The 14,747-nt window shown below is 44.5% G+C and carries 11 protein-coding genes; 6 read left to right on the forward strand and 5 right to left on the reverse strand.

Annotation, left to right across the window (positions count from 1 at the left end):
• Positions 1-35: 35 nt before the first annotated feature.
• Positions 36-719, reverse strand: a complete 684-nt coding sequence (locus IAQ59_RS14080; RefSeq protein WP_209331472.1) for a succinate dehydrogenase cytochrome b subunit — start codon at positions 717-719, stop codon at positions 36-38.
• Between the two features lie 553 nt (positions 720-1,272).
• Here IAQ59_RS14080 and IAQ59_RS14085 point away from each other — a divergent pair.
• From IAQ59_RS14085 to fabD, 3 genes are all read left to right on the forward strand, one after another.
• A complete protein-coding gene (locus IAQ59_RS14085) occupies positions 1,273-4,050 on the forward strand; it encodes a T9SS type B sorting domain-containing protein (protein WP_209331473.1) in 2,778 nt (925 codons plus the stop codon).
• Positions 4,051-4,241: 191 nt separating this feature from the next.
• Positions 4,242-4,868, forward strand: coding sequence for a carbonic anhydrase family protein (locus IAQ59_RS14090; protein ID WP_209331474.1), 627 nt, complete (start codon positions 4,242-4,244; stop codon positions 4,866-4,868).
• Positions 4,869-4,977: 109 nt separating this feature from the next.
• Positions 4,978-5,853 carry an ACP S-malonyltransferase gene (fabD, locus tag IAQ59_RS14095; protein WP_209331475.1) on the forward strand — a complete coding sequence of 292 codons (876 nt, stop codon included), beginning with the start codon at positions 4,978-4,980 and terminating at the stop codon, positions 5,851-5,853.
• Between the two features lie 21 nt (positions 5,854-5,874).
• Here fabD and folK read toward each other — a convergent pair whose 3' ends face one another.
• A complete protein-coding gene (gene folK, locus IAQ59_RS14100; protein WP_209331476.1) occupies positions 5,875-6,366 on the reverse strand; it encodes a 2-amino-4-hydroxy-6-hydroxymethyldihydropteridine diphosphokinase in 492 nt (163 codons plus the stop codon).
• A gap of 80 nt (positions 6,367-6,446) precedes the next feature.
• Here folK and sppA point away from each other — a divergent pair, with 80 nt between their 5' ends.
• The 3 genes from sppA (at position 6,447) to IAQ59_RS14115 (ending at position 11,810) form a co-directional block, all read left to right on the forward strand.
• The gene (sppA, locus tag IAQ59_RS14105; RefSeq protein ID WP_209331477.1) at positions 6,447-8,204 is read left to right on the forward strand and encodes a signal peptide peptidase SppA; all 1,758 of its coding nucleotides are present in this window, start codon (positions 6,447-6,449) and stop codon (positions 8,202-8,204) included.
• A 281-nt stretch (positions 8,205-8,485) separates the two neighbouring features.
• Positions 8,486-8,941 carry an exonuclease/endonuclease/phosphatase family protein gene (locus tag IAQ59_RS14110; RefSeq protein WP_209331478.1) on the forward strand — a complete coding sequence of 152 codons (456 nt, stop codon included), beginning with the start codon at positions 8,486-8,488 and terminating at the stop codon, positions 8,939-8,941.
• A 238-nt stretch (positions 8,942-9,179) separates the two neighbouring features.
• Positions 9,180-11,810: a valine--tRNA ligase gene (locus IAQ59_RS14115; protein ID WP_209331479.1), complete on the forward strand. Its 2,631-nt coding sequence runs from the start codon at positions 9,180-9,182 to the stop codon at positions 11,808-11,810.
• Between the two features lie 88 nt (positions 11,811-11,898).
• Here the strand turns inward: IAQ59_RS14115 and IAQ59_RS14120 are convergent, their stop codons facing one another.
• The 3 genes from IAQ59_RS14120 to IAQ59_RS14130 all read right to left on the reverse strand — a co-directional run bounded on the left by IAQ59_RS14120 (position 11,899) and on the right by IAQ59_RS14130 (position 14,741).
• Complete coding sequence (locus IAQ59_RS14120; protein WP_209331480.1) at positions 11,899-12,954, reverse strand: porin; 1,056 nt, start codon at positions 12,952-12,954, stop codon at positions 11,899-11,901.
• Between the two features lie 68 nt (positions 12,955-13,022).
• The gene (locus IAQ59_RS14125) at positions 13,023-13,562 is read right to left on the reverse strand and encodes an inorganic diphosphatase (RefSeq protein ID WP_209331481.1); all 540 of its coding nucleotides are present in this window, start codon (positions 13,560-13,562) and stop codon (positions 13,023-13,025) included.
• A gap of 87 nt (positions 13,563-13,649) precedes the next feature.
• Positions 13,650-14,741, reverse strand: coding sequence for a hybrid sensor histidine kinase/response regulator (locus IAQ59_RS14130; RefSeq protein WP_209331482.1), 1,092 nt, complete (start codon positions 14,739-14,741; stop codon positions 13,650-13,652).
• Between the last annotated feature and the right edge of the window lie 6 nt (positions 14,742-14,747).

A 14,747-nucleotide genomic window follows, 5' to 3' on the forward strand; every position in this document is an offset into this window, starting at 1 on the left:
TTCAGCTTTATTTTCGTAATCAATTTAGATTCATGTTAACTTCCCTGAATAAACATCACTACCGGAATGAGGGCGAACAGCAAGGGAACCAATATGGAAAACCCAACGCCAACCTTCTTTATGAGTGGGGAATATTTCTTGTGGTTAAGACCCAAGGTTTGAAAAGCACTGACAAACCCATGCGACAAGTGGAAGGCCAAAAAGCCCATACTCACTACATAGAATACCACGTAGAAAATATTAGAATAAGCCGCCGCCACTATTGTATAAACGTCTTTAAACGTTCCTTCTTCATAGGTGGCTGTAGGCAACGATCCAAACTTAACCTCATACCAGAATCCCCGTAAATGCACCAATAGAAATATGAGGAGAATGGTCCCTAATATCCCCATGTTGCGGGAAGCCCAAGAGGAATTGGCAGAAGCATTGGTGACCGCATATCCAACCGGACGGGCTTGTTTATTGTGGCGGGTAAGTGCCACAGAATAGGCAACGTGGAGCGCAATGAACACAAAATTAAGGATGGAAACAACCCGGATAAGCGGATTGGTGGCCATGCTCTCTGCATATAGATTAAACATGCGTCCCCCGTCATTGGCCAATAGCTGTAGGTTTCCAGCAAGGTGTACTACTAAAAATAAAATAAGGAATAAACCGGTGAGGGCCATAATCAACTTTCTGCCCAGTGTACTATTTAAGGTTTTTGTTACCCAACTCATATAGTTTACTTTGTCTAGTTTTGATGGTTTTCTACTTAAACGCCAAATTTACATTCGGATTTGATAGCAAACAATCAATCACAAAACGCACCTTCTTATTTTAAAACGTTCTAAATAGGATAGGATGAACGCATTCGATCGCCCAACCACGACGGTAAGTATAACCAATCTACGTTATTTATTGTTTAGATAGCATGTTGCCTAGGCTTCCATATTATCTGCTCAAAAAGACAACAGATAAACACTTATAATATAATAGTTTAAGATTAGATCGGTCGAATTCGGTTATATTACTCCCGTGATTTATCGCGTTCGTTGATGAAAAGCCTACCGGTGTTTTTCTGAGGAAGGGAAAAAAATCGCTATTATTGACAATTATTTGAATTAATGGCTTAGTATCCCTTAACTTAGGGTAACCATAGTAAATTCAAAACCGTTTCTTATGGTTGGGCCGGTATCAGAGGGCTGTACGGCAAAGGTTAGACGCTAAAAAAAGGAATGCATTACCTTTTGGATATAGTCCAAAAGGATTTCGTTGAACTTATAAAATCACATGAAGTACAACAACTTACTTTTGGGTATCACCCTGATCTTGAGCTTTGTATACACAAACTCCCTGGCTACGCACATTCGGGCGGGAGAAATCATTGCAGAGCGGGTCTCCGTACAGACACTTACCTACAGAATCACGGTAGTAGGATATACCGATACCCGGTCAACGGTAGAGTTTGGCCCCGGTGTAATCAATTTTGGTGACGGGAGAGAAGAACGCCTCAACACAGAAAGTGATTTTATACAAACAGAAACGTTGGGCGATAACATCCAAAAAAACGTGTTTGTTATTACCCATACCTATCAAGGGCCTGGTAATTACACCATTCGCTTTTTGGAGTTTAACCGAAATGCCGGTACATTAAACATGGATCAATCGGTTGATACTCCTTTCTATCTGGAAACATTGATTCGGATTGATCCTTTTTTAGGGGTGAATAATTCGCCGGTATTGACCATTGCACCAGTGGATAATGGTGCGGTTAATCAAACATACATACACAACCCGGGGGCGTACGATCCGGATGGAGATTCACTCGTTTATGTAATGGACATCCCTAAGCAGGCTTTTCAGCGACCGGTAAATAATTACCGAAGTCCCGCTTCGGGGGAGTTTTCATTTACAAGACAGGATGGTTCCACGCCACCGGTGTTGGAACTTGACCCTGTGACAGGAGATTTGATATGGGATGCACCTGGGATAGCTGGGCAATACAATGTGGCCTTTCGTATCGAAGAGTGGCGACTGGTGGCTGGTGAATGGGTTCGGATCGGATATGTATTGCGTGATATGCAAATCATCATCGAAAATACCGATAACCAACGGCCGGAACTGATTATGCCGGAAGATATTTGCGTGGAAGCGGGCACCAATATAGAAGAAATCATCCAAGGATTTGATCCTGACGGGGACCCCATTAAAATCGAAATATTCGGAGATCCGATAGAAATAACCTCCTCTCCGGCAAGCTATGCGCCGGCATCTGTTTTTCAGCCTTCCCCGGGAATCATCAATTTCCAATGGCAAACCGTCTGTAACCACGTGCGGGCAAGGCAATACCAAGTGCGGGTACGGATTTCGGATCAACCCTCTTCTGGGCCTTCACTGGTAGACATCAAAACCTGGAATATCACGATTGTAGGGCCACCGCCCGTAGTCAGCGACATTTCGCAGGGCGAAGGCAGGTCTTCGATTATTTCTTGGGATCCCTATAGCTGTGGTACCTCGGCAGAAACGATACAGGTATGGCGGAGGATCAATAGTGATCCTTACGAGCCTGATTCCTGTGAAGTAGGTATCCGGTCGGGTTACGACTTGGTGGGAACCACTGACATGGAAACATTCGACTTCGAAGATACCAACAATGGAATGGGATTGAGTCCTGGAAACACCTACTGTTACCGATTGGTGGCAGGATATCCATCCCCTAGAGGAGGGCTAAGTATCGTATCTGAGGAAATATGCGTAACCATCGCGGTAGATGTCCCTATCATAACCAATGTGAGTATAGAAAATACCGATACGGAGGATGGCGAAATATTGGTACGTTGGACCCCACCCTATGATATTGATCAAGAACTGTTCCCTGGCCCGTATCAATATAGGCTCGTTCGAAACCAAGGGTTTATGGGAGTACAAAATTCCGTAAGTGTAACGACTACAAGCGATACGGTTTTTGTAGACACAGGAATGAATACCGAAAACCTCGTACATAACTACCAAGTGGTTCTTATTTCCCAGGGAGAAGAAATTGACCAATCCAGTATGGCTTCATCGGTTCGAGTAGAACCGACTATCATAAACGAGGCCATAGAATTGACCTGGGATTTCAATGTTCCGTGGAATAATGAAATATCGGAGTTCCCGCATTTGATATACCGAAATCGTACCGATCCCGAGGCCAATGACGCAGACACCTTTACATTGATCGGAGAGGTGGATGTGACATCCGAAGGGTTTGTATTCCTTGACGACGGAAGCCATAACGGGATCAACTTGGACACGGAAAAAGAGTACTGCTATTATATCGTAACGAATGGTGCGTACAATTTAAGCCTATTGGAGTACCCCTTGGTAAATAAGTCTCAGATAGTATGTGCCAGACCGGATGACGATCGACTTCCCTGTCCACCGGTGCTTACTTACGAGGGACCCGAATGTCAGGAATTTTTAGCTGACAAGCCATGCAATTTCAGTGACTTCTACCATGACCTGAGCTGGGAGCCAGATTTTTCGGGTAGCTGCGATACGGAGCTTAATGGTTACCGATTATACTTCTCTGCCTCCGGAGAGGAAGGTACCTTTACGTTAGTCCAAACTCTGGCAGTAGTGGAGAACAACACGCGGATAACAGGCCTATCTGATCTAAAAGGCTGCTATTATATTACTGCGGTTGATCGATCCGGTAATGAAAGTGACCCGTCAAACATCGTATGTGTCGACAACTGTCCCAACTACGAGCTGCCCAATGTATTCACTCCTAACGCAGATAACATCAACGATACCTTCCAAGCCTTTGACAATCCCTTTCCGAGATGTCCCCGCTTCGTGGAGGCTGTAGAAATAAAGATCTACAATAGATGGGGAGTTCTTGTACATTCTTACAACAGCCTATCTTCTACAGAAAACAACATTTATATAAACTGGGATGGAAAAGACAGCGAAGGCAGGGATCTTCCGTCGGGTACCTATTTCTATTCCGGCACTGTATTGTTTAATGTGTTAGATCCTGCACAGCGGGAACGGAAGCTGAAAGGGACTATCCAACTAATGAAATAAGTAAGGGGGCGGAAATTTCAATTCCGCCCCTGATTGATTTCCTATTGATAAACAACACGTTACTACAAACGCTATTTTACGGTCTTTACCAGTTGGCACTAAATTTCTCTGCCAAATCGGCACTTTTAGTTATCTTCACCACTAATAGCGACAATTACCGCTAAATTACTCTTTAAAACGACTGCTAATTTATGAAAGCACACGACAAGAAAAGCCAATCCAGCCTAACCCCCCAAGATGCCCTCGATTACCTCAAAGAAGGTAACCACCGATTTATCAATAACCTCAGAGCGAATCGAAACCTACTCCAAATGGTGAATGAGACTTCTGATGGGCAATGGCCCTTTGCGGTCATATTGAGCTGCATTGATTCGAGGACGGCCGCAGAGCTGGTTTTTGATCAGGGCCTGGGAGATGTATTCAGTGTGAGGGTGGCAGGCAACGTGGTGAACGAGGACGTCCTTGGTAGCATGGAGTATGCGGTAAAATACGCCGGATCCAAGTTGATCGTCGTTTTGGGACATACCAAATGTGGAGCAGTAACAGCGGCCTGTAGCAAAGTGAAAGATGGAAATATTACCGCCCTGATGCATAAAATAAAACCAGCAATTGATAAAGAAGTAAGTGTCAAAGAAAACCGCGATGGCAAAAATAGCGAGTTCGTAGAAAAAGTAGCCAACTTAAACGTGTTACATGCTTTAGAGGAAATCCGTGACCGTAGCGAGATCATTGAACAGATGGAGAAAGAGGGAAAAATCTTGATCGTTGGTGGTATTTACGACGTGGAAACCGGTGTAGTAGAATTTTTTGAGGATTAATTCGCTAGTACTAGACTTAGCAATACTCGTGTAACCACAAAAAAAACCTGCCAAATACCGCTTTTTTAAGTAAACTTGCAGGCCAAATTCCCCTAACATTCCATCAATTATGAAAGCAGTTGTTTTTCCGGGCCAAGGCGCCCAGTTCCCAGGAATGGGAAAAGAGCTCTATCAACAAAATCCAACAGCTAAGGAGCTTTTGGAGAAGGCCAACGATATATTGGGATTCAGGATCACAGATATCATGTTCGAAGGAAGTGAGGAAGCCCTTAAACAAACGAACGTTACCCAGCCCGCTGTCTTTATCCATTCGGTAGTAATGGCCAAAACGGCCGATAATTTTGATCCTGATATGGTGGCTGGCCATTCCTTGGGTGAATTTTCCGCCTTGGTGGCGAATGGGGTTCTATCATTTGAAGACGGCCTTCGTTTAGTGCATCAACGGGCACTTGCCATGCAGGAAGCCTGTGAAATCAATCCGTCTACGATGGCAGCGGTATTGGGGCTTGCCGATGAGATGGTAGAAGAAATATGCGCATCCATCACCGATGAAATCGTGGTTCCTGCCAACTACAACTGCCCCGGCCAGTTGGTTATTTCGGGCACCAAGCAAGGAGTAGCAATCGCCTGTGAAAAGATGCTGGCAGCGGGAGCCAAACGGGCTTTGGTTCTTCCTGTAGGCGGCGCATTTCACTCCCCGCTAATGGAACCCGCAAGGGTCAAGTTGCAGACTGCCATTGTAAATACGCATTTTTCGTTGCCCTCTTGCCCCGTGTACCAAAACGTCAGCATTACCGGTGTAACGGATGTAGAAAGCATAAAAGCAAACCTCATTTCCCAGTTGACCGCACCCGTAAAGTGGACCCAGTCCGTGGAACAGATGGTAAATGATGGCGCCACCCATTTTGTGGAATGTGGACCTGGAAAAGTACTGCAAGGATTGGTCAAAAAAATTTACCGAAACGCAGAGGTTTCTGGATTGTAAATTCAATTTACCAGATCTCGACTATTGCGGAGGTACGTTCCACAAACGTACCTCCGCGTGGTCTGATGTATCATGCAACAACTCCAATTGGGTACGCAGAAAAATGGGATGAAGGAAGTCGGGAATCAATTCGGCCAATGGTACCAAGGCAAACCTCCTTTCCTGTATGAACGGATGAGGAATTTTGAGATCAGGTGTTTCCACTATTTCTTGGTTGTAATATAGGATGTCGATATCCATGGTACGATTGCCCCATTTCCGATCCCGAAATCTGCCCAGCTTCTCCTCTACTGATTGACAATGTCGAAGCGTCTCCCGTGGCGTCAGACTCGTTTGAAAAATCAAAACCTGGTTCAAAAAGTCACCTTCCGCTTGCCCTCCCCATGCGGCGGTCTGATAAACACGAGACTTGCCGACTAAATTCATTCCTTTGGACAAATAATCTTCTGCGAGACATAAATTCCGGTACCTATCTCCCAAATTACCTCCTATCAACAAAACTACTTTGTGCATTTGCGTGTTCTACGGACATAATGCCCTTTAATAAGATAAAATAGTATAAATTTGTTTTTACAAAACAACACGGTAAACATATGAAATTTTTAAGTAACGTCCTTTCGGTTGTCGTAGGGTTGATCGTATTCTTCCTGCTGGGTTTTTTCTTTTTGGCCGGTTTGATTGCCATCATATCCTCCGAAGAAACGGTATCCGTAAAAGAAAACAGCCTCTTGTTCCTAAACTTGGAAGGAAAAACTATCGTGGAACGTACTGCGGATGATGAACTGGATTTTTCAGCATTTCCTGGATTTGGCCCTCCTCCTACGGTGGGCTTGGTTCAACTAAAGCGGGCCATAGAGGCTGCGGCTGAGAATGATAAAATCCAGGGAATCTACTTAAGGGCCGGCGTTCCAATCGCAGGACAGGCAACCCTTAGCGAACTGAGGACTTCTTTGGAACAATTCAAGCATAGCGGCAAATTTATAGTCGCTTATGGAGAATACTATTCCGAAGGGGGGTATTACTTGAGTTCCGTGGCGAGTGAGCTGTACTTAAACCCCGAGGGGATGTTGGAGTTCAATGGACTAGCGAGTGAGGGCATTTTTCTCAAAGGGTTCTTTGAAAAAATCGGTGTAGAACCTTTGATCTTTCGGGTAGGTGATTTTAAAAGTGCCGTCGAACCCTTTATCCTGGATAAAATGAGTGAGGAAAGTCGGCTTCAAACCCAAGCTTACCTCGATGAGATGAATCAAGTTATTTTGGCAAGTGTCGCTGAATCCAGGAAACTAGCGCTCGAAAAAGTTCAGGAAATCAGCCGTCTGATGTCTGTAAAAGTACCCGAGGATGCTTTGGAGCTAAAACTGGTAGACGGCTTGTGGTATGATGACCAAGTAGTCGAACTGCTGCGGGAAAAGCTTCAGCTTAATGACGATGACACCATTAATACCATCAATGTTACGGATTTAAATCAGGCAACTCCCTCGAAAAATAGGCTTTCTAAAAACAGGATTGCCATCTTGTTTGCTGAAGGAGAAATCGTGGGAGGGCGTGATGACAGCCAAGTCAGCTCGGAATTGTTCCTTCAGGAAATCCGACAACTAAAGAAAAACAAGGATGTCAAGGCTGTAGTGCTGCGCATCAACTCACCCGGTGGATCGGCCTTAGCGTCTGAGGTCATTTGGAGGGAACTGATGGAGCTTAAAGCAGAAAAGCCGCTGATTGCTTCCATGGGTGATCTAGCAGCATCCGGCGGGTATTATATAGCGGCTGCAGCAAACGAGATTTTCGCACAACCTAATACCCTAACGGGATCAATCGGGATCTTTGGTGTATGGTTTAACACGAAAGAATTGTTAAACCAAAAACTGGGGATAACCACCGATGTGGTTAAAACCGGCGAATTCTCTGACTTCCCAAGTATCTTCAGATCTATGCGTGCCGAAGAGGCTGCGATTTATCAAAAAATCGTGGAAGATGGATACGAGACGTTCTTGACGCGGGTATCCGACGGACGGGAAATGGATAAAAGCCAAGTAATGTCGATTGCATCCGGGAGGGTTTGGAGCGGCCAACAAGCCCAATCAAATGGCCTGGTTGACCAGATTGGAAGTTTAGAAGATGCCATTACCTGGGCTGCTACGGAAGCGGATGTACTGGATGATTACCGGGTAGTGTATTATCCAGAACAAAAAACATGGATAGAACAGCTCTTAAGTGACTTTGGCGGAGAAGTTCAAAGTGCCTTCCAAAGTTACAAACTTGGCGTGCCGCTAGAAATATGGCAACAATGGGAACAATTACGAAAGCTGGAGGGGCCGGTTGCCAGAATGCCCTTTTTCAAGGAAATACGTTGATTGGTGCCAACAACGGATCAAAACCAAACTTAATTTCAAAAAAAATACATATCTTATAGAAAATAGCGTATTTTAAACTACCTTTGGTGCGAATTTTAGATAAAAAAAGTACCATGGTAGTTCAGCGTAGGTTGTTTCGTTTTTTCCTCTTGCCAATCTCTATTATTGGGGGTTACTTCATACCAGTTAACTCCTTTGGGCAAACATCGTCGTCAGAACTCCCGACGTATTCGATATGTAGCGAAAAAGCGAATGCGGCAGCTGATAAATCCCCCCATCTGATGCAGCTGCTTAAATTCCATGAACTAGATATCATCGGTCCGGAAGTAGGCATCTTCAGTCAGACGGATACCGAACCAAGTATCCTTTCAAGTTTGGCAGAATTTCCTTCTATAGAGTCAAATTATTCGGAAGTGGCCGAATCAAAATCGGTCTTTTACAATCCGGATAAGTTTGAGCTATTAGACCACGATAGTTTCACCGTCTCCGCTCGCACCAAATCAGTCGAAAACGGAAGCCAGCGAAAGAGCAGAATCTGCGATTGGGGAAAATTCAAAAACTTGGAAGACAACCAAGTTATTTTTGTATTCAATGTGCAATCTACTTCCAGCATAGCTGTTGATGACAAGAAACTGATTCTGGAAAAAATCAGGCAGATCAATAAAGACGGGCTTCCCTTTATCCTGACGGGCGATTTTTATAGCACAGGCCCTCAAGATACCCCTACCATTAATTGACCGATTTCAACCAATACGCAGTGAGAAACTAGCCTGAGTACATCCTAAAAACACATCTTATTGCTGCAGTAGAGTGCACGTCAAACAAGTGGCACCGGTTATTTCCGTCCTGTTTCGCCACTTTATTTTTTAACGAGATAGGCAAAACACCTCTGTATCCATTTGGACAAAAGGGGCTCCTGATTGCCATAAAATCCATATTTGTATTAATTTTGCCGGACAAAATAAAAAACCTCGCATGTCCATATCTACGAAGTACGATCCCCGTTCTGCCGAATCCAAATGGTATCATTACTGGCTGGAGAACAAGCATTTTTCTTCTCAGGTTGACTATAATAAAGAACCCTTTTCGATCGTCATCCCTCCGCCGAACGTCACAGGAGTACTGCATATGGGCCATATGCTTAACAATACCATTCAGGATATTCTGATTCGCAAAGCACGAATGGAGGGCAAAAATGCCTGCTGGGTTCCCGGGACCGACCATGCTTCCATTGCGACAGAGGCCAAAGTAGTGGCAATGTTAAAGGAAAAGGGCATCGACAAAAAAAGCCTTTCCCGGGAAGAGTTCCTTTCGCATGCTTGGGAGTGGAAAGAAAAGTACGGAGGCATTATTCTGGATCAATTAAAAAAGCTGGGAGCCTCGTGTGATTGGGATCGCACCCGGTTTACTATGGACGATGACTTAAGCGAGTCGGTAATCCAAGTATTCATAGACCTCTATAAAAAAGGAAAAATTTACAGGGGGATCCGGATGGTGAATTGGGATCCGAAGGGGAAAACGGCGCTTTCAGATGATGAAGTCATCTTTAAGGAAGTAGCCTCCAAGCTTTATTACATCGAATATCAACTTGAGGGAAGCGAAGAACGACTGACGATTGCCACTACGCGGCCAGAGACCATCATGGCAGATGTGGCAATTTGCGTTCATCCGGAAGACGAGCGCTTTGCGCATCTAAAGGGTAAAAATGCACTCATTCCACTGATAAACCGACCCATTCCCATTATTCAGGACGAGTATGTAGACCGTGAATTTGGTACGGGTTGCCTAAAAATAACTCCCGCCCACGACATAAACGATTATGAAATCGGCCTGCGTCATCACTTGGAAGTGATCGATATACTTAACGATGATGGAACTCTAAACGAAAAGGCGCGGATCCTTGTAGGAGAAGACCGCTTTATAGCCAGGAAGAAAATATCCAACCTACTACAGGAAGCCGGGCAGTTAGCGAAAGTAGAGGACTATACCTCAAACGTAGGCCACTCTGAACGAACAGACGCCGTGATAGAGCCTAAACTGTCCATGCAGTGGTTTTTGCAAATGAGTGAAATAACCAAGCCGGCGTTAGCAGCGGTGATGGATGATCAGGTAAAACTCTTCCCTCCCAAATTCAAAAACATGTACCGTAGCTGGATGGAAAATGTACGGGACTGGTGCATCTCCAGACAACTTTGGTGGGGTCATCGGATTCCTGCATTTTACCTACCCGACGGTGAATTTATCGTAGCACACTCCGCAGCCGAAGCACTTGCAGAAGCCAATAAGCGAGGAGATAAGACGTATTCACTCGAAGATTTACGTCAAGACGAAGATGTGCTGGACACTTGGTTTTCGTCGTGGCTTTGGCCTATTTCTGTATTCGACCCTGATTTTTTTCGAACGGGGGAAAAGAACGCGGATCTAACCTACTATTATCCTACCAATGACCTGGTAACCGCTCCAGAGATCTTGTTCTTTTGGGTGGCAAGAATGATTATAGCCGGATACGAGTACTTGGGGGAAAAGCCGTTCAAGAACGTTTATTTGACCGGAATCGTCCGCGATAAGTTAGGGAGAAAAATGTCCAAATCCTTGGGCAACTCTCCGGATCCCCTTGAGCTTATCCAAAATTATGGCGCCGATGGGGTAAGAACGGGCATGCTATTCAGTTCACCAGCCGGAAACGACCTTCCGTTTGATGAAAAACTGGTGGAACAAGGCAGGAACTTTTCAAACAAGATCTGGAATGCGTACCGGTTGATCAAAGGATGGGAAGTAGCCGATAATGAAATCAATGAAGAAAATGAAGCGGCTATTCGTTGGTTTGAAAGTAGGTTTCACCAAGCATTGGCGGAAATCGAAGACCATTTCAGTAAATTCCGTATATCCGATGCGCTATTGAGCATCTATAAGCTGGTATGGGATGACTTTTGCTCTTGGTACTTGGAAATGATCAAACCACCCTTTCAGACACCTATAGACGGCCGAACGTACACCCAAACCATTGCATTTTTGGAGGATATTCTTAAGCTATTGCATCCGTTTATGCCCTTTATCACAGAGGAGATTTGGCAGCAGCTGGAGTCGCGAGAACCAAAGCATGCACTCATTGTAACCGCCTGGCCAGAAAAGAAATCATTTGACCCAGGAATCATAGAAGAAGCACAACACATTTTCGAAACGGTTTCCCAGATCCGGAATATCCGAGCAACAAAAGGGATTTCTCCCAAGGAAGCATTTGAGCTTACCGTGAAAACAGCTTCGCCGACCGTCTATTTATCCTTCGAAACGGTGCTGAAAAAATTAGCGAACCTAACCGCCATTCATTTCGGAGGTACGGTGGAAAATGCCGTAAGCTTTGTGGTAAAAGGGGACGAATGCCATATTCCACTAGGTGAACAAATAGATCTAGCCAAAGAAAAAGAAACCCTGTTAAAAGAACTGGAATACAGCAGGGGCTTTCTGTTATCTGTAAATAAGAAACTTTCAAACGAACGGTTCGTGGCCGGTGCTCCTGCGGCAGTAGTAGAAAACGAAAAGAAAAAAAGAGCGGACGCAGAGGCCAAGATAAAAGCACTGGAAGAGTCGCTATCTAAGCTGGGATAAAACTCCGAATCCCTTTTTCCCTCCTTTTTGGCTACTCTCAAAGGGGGGAACCAGGCGCCTTCCTCTAATTAGTCGAGCTAGTTACTCCTCAGTCAAACCGAATGGCTATAGAAGTCGCAAGCGCGGAATTGCCACGATTAACCAACCCCAAAGGGCGGTTGAAGATAGGGTCAGGGCTGATAAAGCGTCGCCCCTCCAATCTGAATACTGCTTTTGGGGAGATTTCAAAATCGGCATTTAGGGAAAAGCCGGAAATCTTCATCCCGTCAGATAGGATCACGCCAAAAGGGTCTGCATAATACTCTCCGCGAACCGCAGCGGTGATCTTTTCAGAGAGCGGCCTGCGAACGGATGCGGTAACACCAAACCATTGATTTAACCGGTTTGAAGAGAGTCTTTGTTCAGTTCCATGGTCAATGCCTATCGTGACATCAACGATTTTGCCATAATGCTGAAGGTAGAAGTTTTGGAAAAAGCGGTACCTGGCCAAGGGCTGTGGATATTCATTCCCCAAGTAGTTGGCATAGTTTATCTCCATGCGCTCATTTGGCTGATAATTCAGCCCCAATCCCATGCCCAAAGATTGGTTTCGATCTATGCGCTGTACGTTTTGCCATCCATTTGTGAGCCAAAGCGTCGCATACAATTCATCCGACACATCATAGGTGAGCCTCGCCCCGGTCAGAAAATAAGGAGAATTTTCGGCCAATAGTGACCTGGAAAGATGCCAACAATTTGCACCTATGGCACTTTCAAAACCTATATGAGAAGGCATAACCCCCATGTCTAGCCAAAGGCGATCTTGCAGTTTGATACCGACAGCCGCTTCGTAAATAAACTGAGCCCAAGTCGGTTCATTTGCTAAATTATACTGGGCATAGTTACCGGACATCAATTTGATCTTCGCCCGGTACTTATCTGTTTCGTAACCAACTCCCAATAAGGCTAAATTGACTGAAAACTCGTTGTGCCGCTTGAAATTATATAAAAAATCAGGACGCTCGTGATTTTCAGGCTTTCCAAAATCATACAAGTAATAGGTTTCCACGTAGCCCTCAAACGTCCACGAAGGGGCAATTTCCTGGCTAAAACCAGCCACCGGAAAAACCAACAAAAGAAGAAAGCGAAGTTGCTTTATTGTCATGGGCCTCCACGATAACTAACAGGAGTAAAAAAACAAACCCAACTGCTAAAGTTGGGTTTTCACTGATGTTATTTCACTGTTCGAAAGGTTCTGTTGTATAATTTGATAGAATCAATGATGATTCGTTGAGCCTCAGCTTTGCCCAGAAAATCCTCTACCTTGACTTCCTTATTCTCTAGTTTTTTGTAATCTTCAAAAAAACGACGGGTCTCCTTCATCAGGTAGGGAGGTAATTCACCTATATCCTCGATGTAGTTTACCGACTGATCGTCGGCAGCAACTGCAATTATCTTATCATCAGCCTCTCCGCCGTCAATCATTCGCATCACGCCGATGACTTTGGCCTTGACCAGTGTCATAGAAGGAATATCGATTTGAGAGATTATCAGGATATCTAAGGGGTCGTGATCCTCGCAGAAGGTCTGTGGAATAAAGCCGTAATTGGCGGGGTAATGAACCGATGAAAACAGTACCCTATCCAATAACAGCATGCCAGACTTTTTATCCAGCTCATACTTGCCCTTACTTCCTTTGGGAATTTCGATGACTCCGGTCACATATTCGGGAGCACCGTCTCCAATACTTACATCATGCCAAGGATTAATCATAAAAATGAATTAGAAGGTTTTTTTTGAAGCTGCAAATTACCTTCAATTTTGGCTGTTTACAAAAAAATAGGTGCTGAATTTAATCCATTAGCTTTCTGGGGCTAAGTCTGGCAATATAACAGTGACCGTGGTACCACTGCCCTGAACGGATTTGAGGTCGACACTTCCTTTCATTTGCTCTACCGATTCCTTTACCATGTATAACCCCAATCCAGAGCCCACATTGCGCTGCGTGGCACGATGAAACAAATTGAAAACATCTTTTTGATGTCTGTCCTCAATGCCAATTCCATTGTCAGATACAATTAACATTGCCTGTCTCTTTGCCACTGAAATTTTAATGCCAATACGCTTTGTACCGCTTTCCTTTTGGAATTTATAGGCATTGCCAATGAGGTTATTCAGGATCACCCGGATCTTGGCTACGTCAGAGTGAAATGGAAAGTCCTGATGAATCTCCACGTTGATGTCCACATCTTCAATATTCCATTTGGCGCGGTAGTCATGTATTTGTTGTTCAAACACTTCTCTGAAGTCTACCAGTTCGACCTTATTCTCCATCTTTGTGGAGCGATAAAAATCCAACATCTTGTAAATAAAATCATCCAGCTTAAGCGTGGCTGAATCGATCATATCAAAATATTCCAGAATACCTTCATCGGTAGTCTCCATCTTAGCAAGCTTTGAAATCCCGGAAATACTCATTAGTGGACCTCTTAACTCATGAGAAAGACTGTACACAAACTGATTCATCTCTGAATGCAGTTTCTGTAGTCGTTCATTCTTTTCCCGTAACTCCTTTTTTGCGTCATAAATCTCCGCAGCATTGATGATGGCATTCTTGATTTGCTCAAGGTTCCACGGCTTATCGATGAAACGGTACACTTCACCTTTATTGATAGCATCTATCACACTGGCTATGTCCGAATAGCCGGTGAGCAAAATACGTGTGGGCAGGGGATTTACAGACACCAACTTTTCAAAAAATTCCACGCCTGTCATACCAGGCATTCGCTGATCGGCGATTACTACCTCAAACTCCTGTTCCTTTGCTACCCGAAGGCCCTCTTCTGCATCACTGGCAGTATATATTTTAAAATCACGGCGTAAACTTGCCTTGAACGAACTCAAGTTATTGTCTTCATCGTCAATATACAGCACGTTTATCTTCCGCTCCATTTATCC

It is taken from the genome of Lunatimonas salinarum (assembly GCF_017811155.1).
Taxonomy (GTDB): domain Bacteria; phylum Bacteroidota; class Bacteroidia; order Cytophagales; family Cyclobacteriaceae; genus Lunatimonas; species Lunatimonas salinarum.

Bases quoted from the DNA above. Each gene is read 5' to 3' on its own strand.
- IAQ59_RS14080 (WP_209331472.1), bottom strand. From the start codon at position 719: ATGAGTTGGGTAACAAAAACCTTAAATAGTACACTGGGCAGAAAGTTG.
- IAQ59_RS14085 (WP_209331473.1), top strand. From the start codon at position 1,273: ATGAAGTACAACAACTTACTTTTGGGTATCACCCTGATCTTGAGCTTT.
- IAQ59_RS14090 (WP_209331474.1), top strand. From the start codon at position 4,242: ATGAAAGCACACGACAAGAAAAGCCAATCCAGCCTAACCCCCCAAGAT.
- fabD (WP_209331475.1), top strand. From the start codon at position 4,978: ATGAAAGCAGTTGTTTTTCCGGGCCAAGGCGCCCAGTTCCCAGGAATG.
- folK (WP_209331476.1), bottom strand. From the start codon at position 6,366: ATGCACAAAGTAGTTTTGTTGATAGGAGGTAATTTGGGAGATAGGTAC.
- sppA (WP_209331477.1), top strand. From the start codon at position 6,447: ATGAAATTTTTAAGTAACGTCCTTTCGGTTGTCGTAGGGTTGATCGTA.
- IAQ59_RS14110 (WP_209331478.1), top strand. From the start codon at position 8,486: ATGCAGCTGCTTAAATTCCATGAACTAGATATCATCGGTCCGGAAGTA.
- IAQ59_RS14115 (WP_209331479.1), top strand. From the start codon at position 9,180: ATGTCCATATCTACGAAGTACGATCCCCGTTCTGCCGAATCCAAATGG.
- IAQ59_RS14120 (WP_209331480.1), bottom strand. From the start codon at position 12,954: ATGACAATAAAGCAACTTCGCTTTCTTCTTTTGTTGGTTTTTCCGGTG.
- IAQ59_RS14125 (WP_209331481.1), bottom strand. From the start codon at position 13,562: ATGATTAATCCTTGGCATGATGTAAGTATTGGAGACGGTGCTCCCGAA.
- IAQ59_RS14130 (WP_209331482.1), bottom strand. From the start codon at position 14,741: ATGGAGCGGAAGATAAACGTGCTGTATATTGACGATGAAGACAATAAC.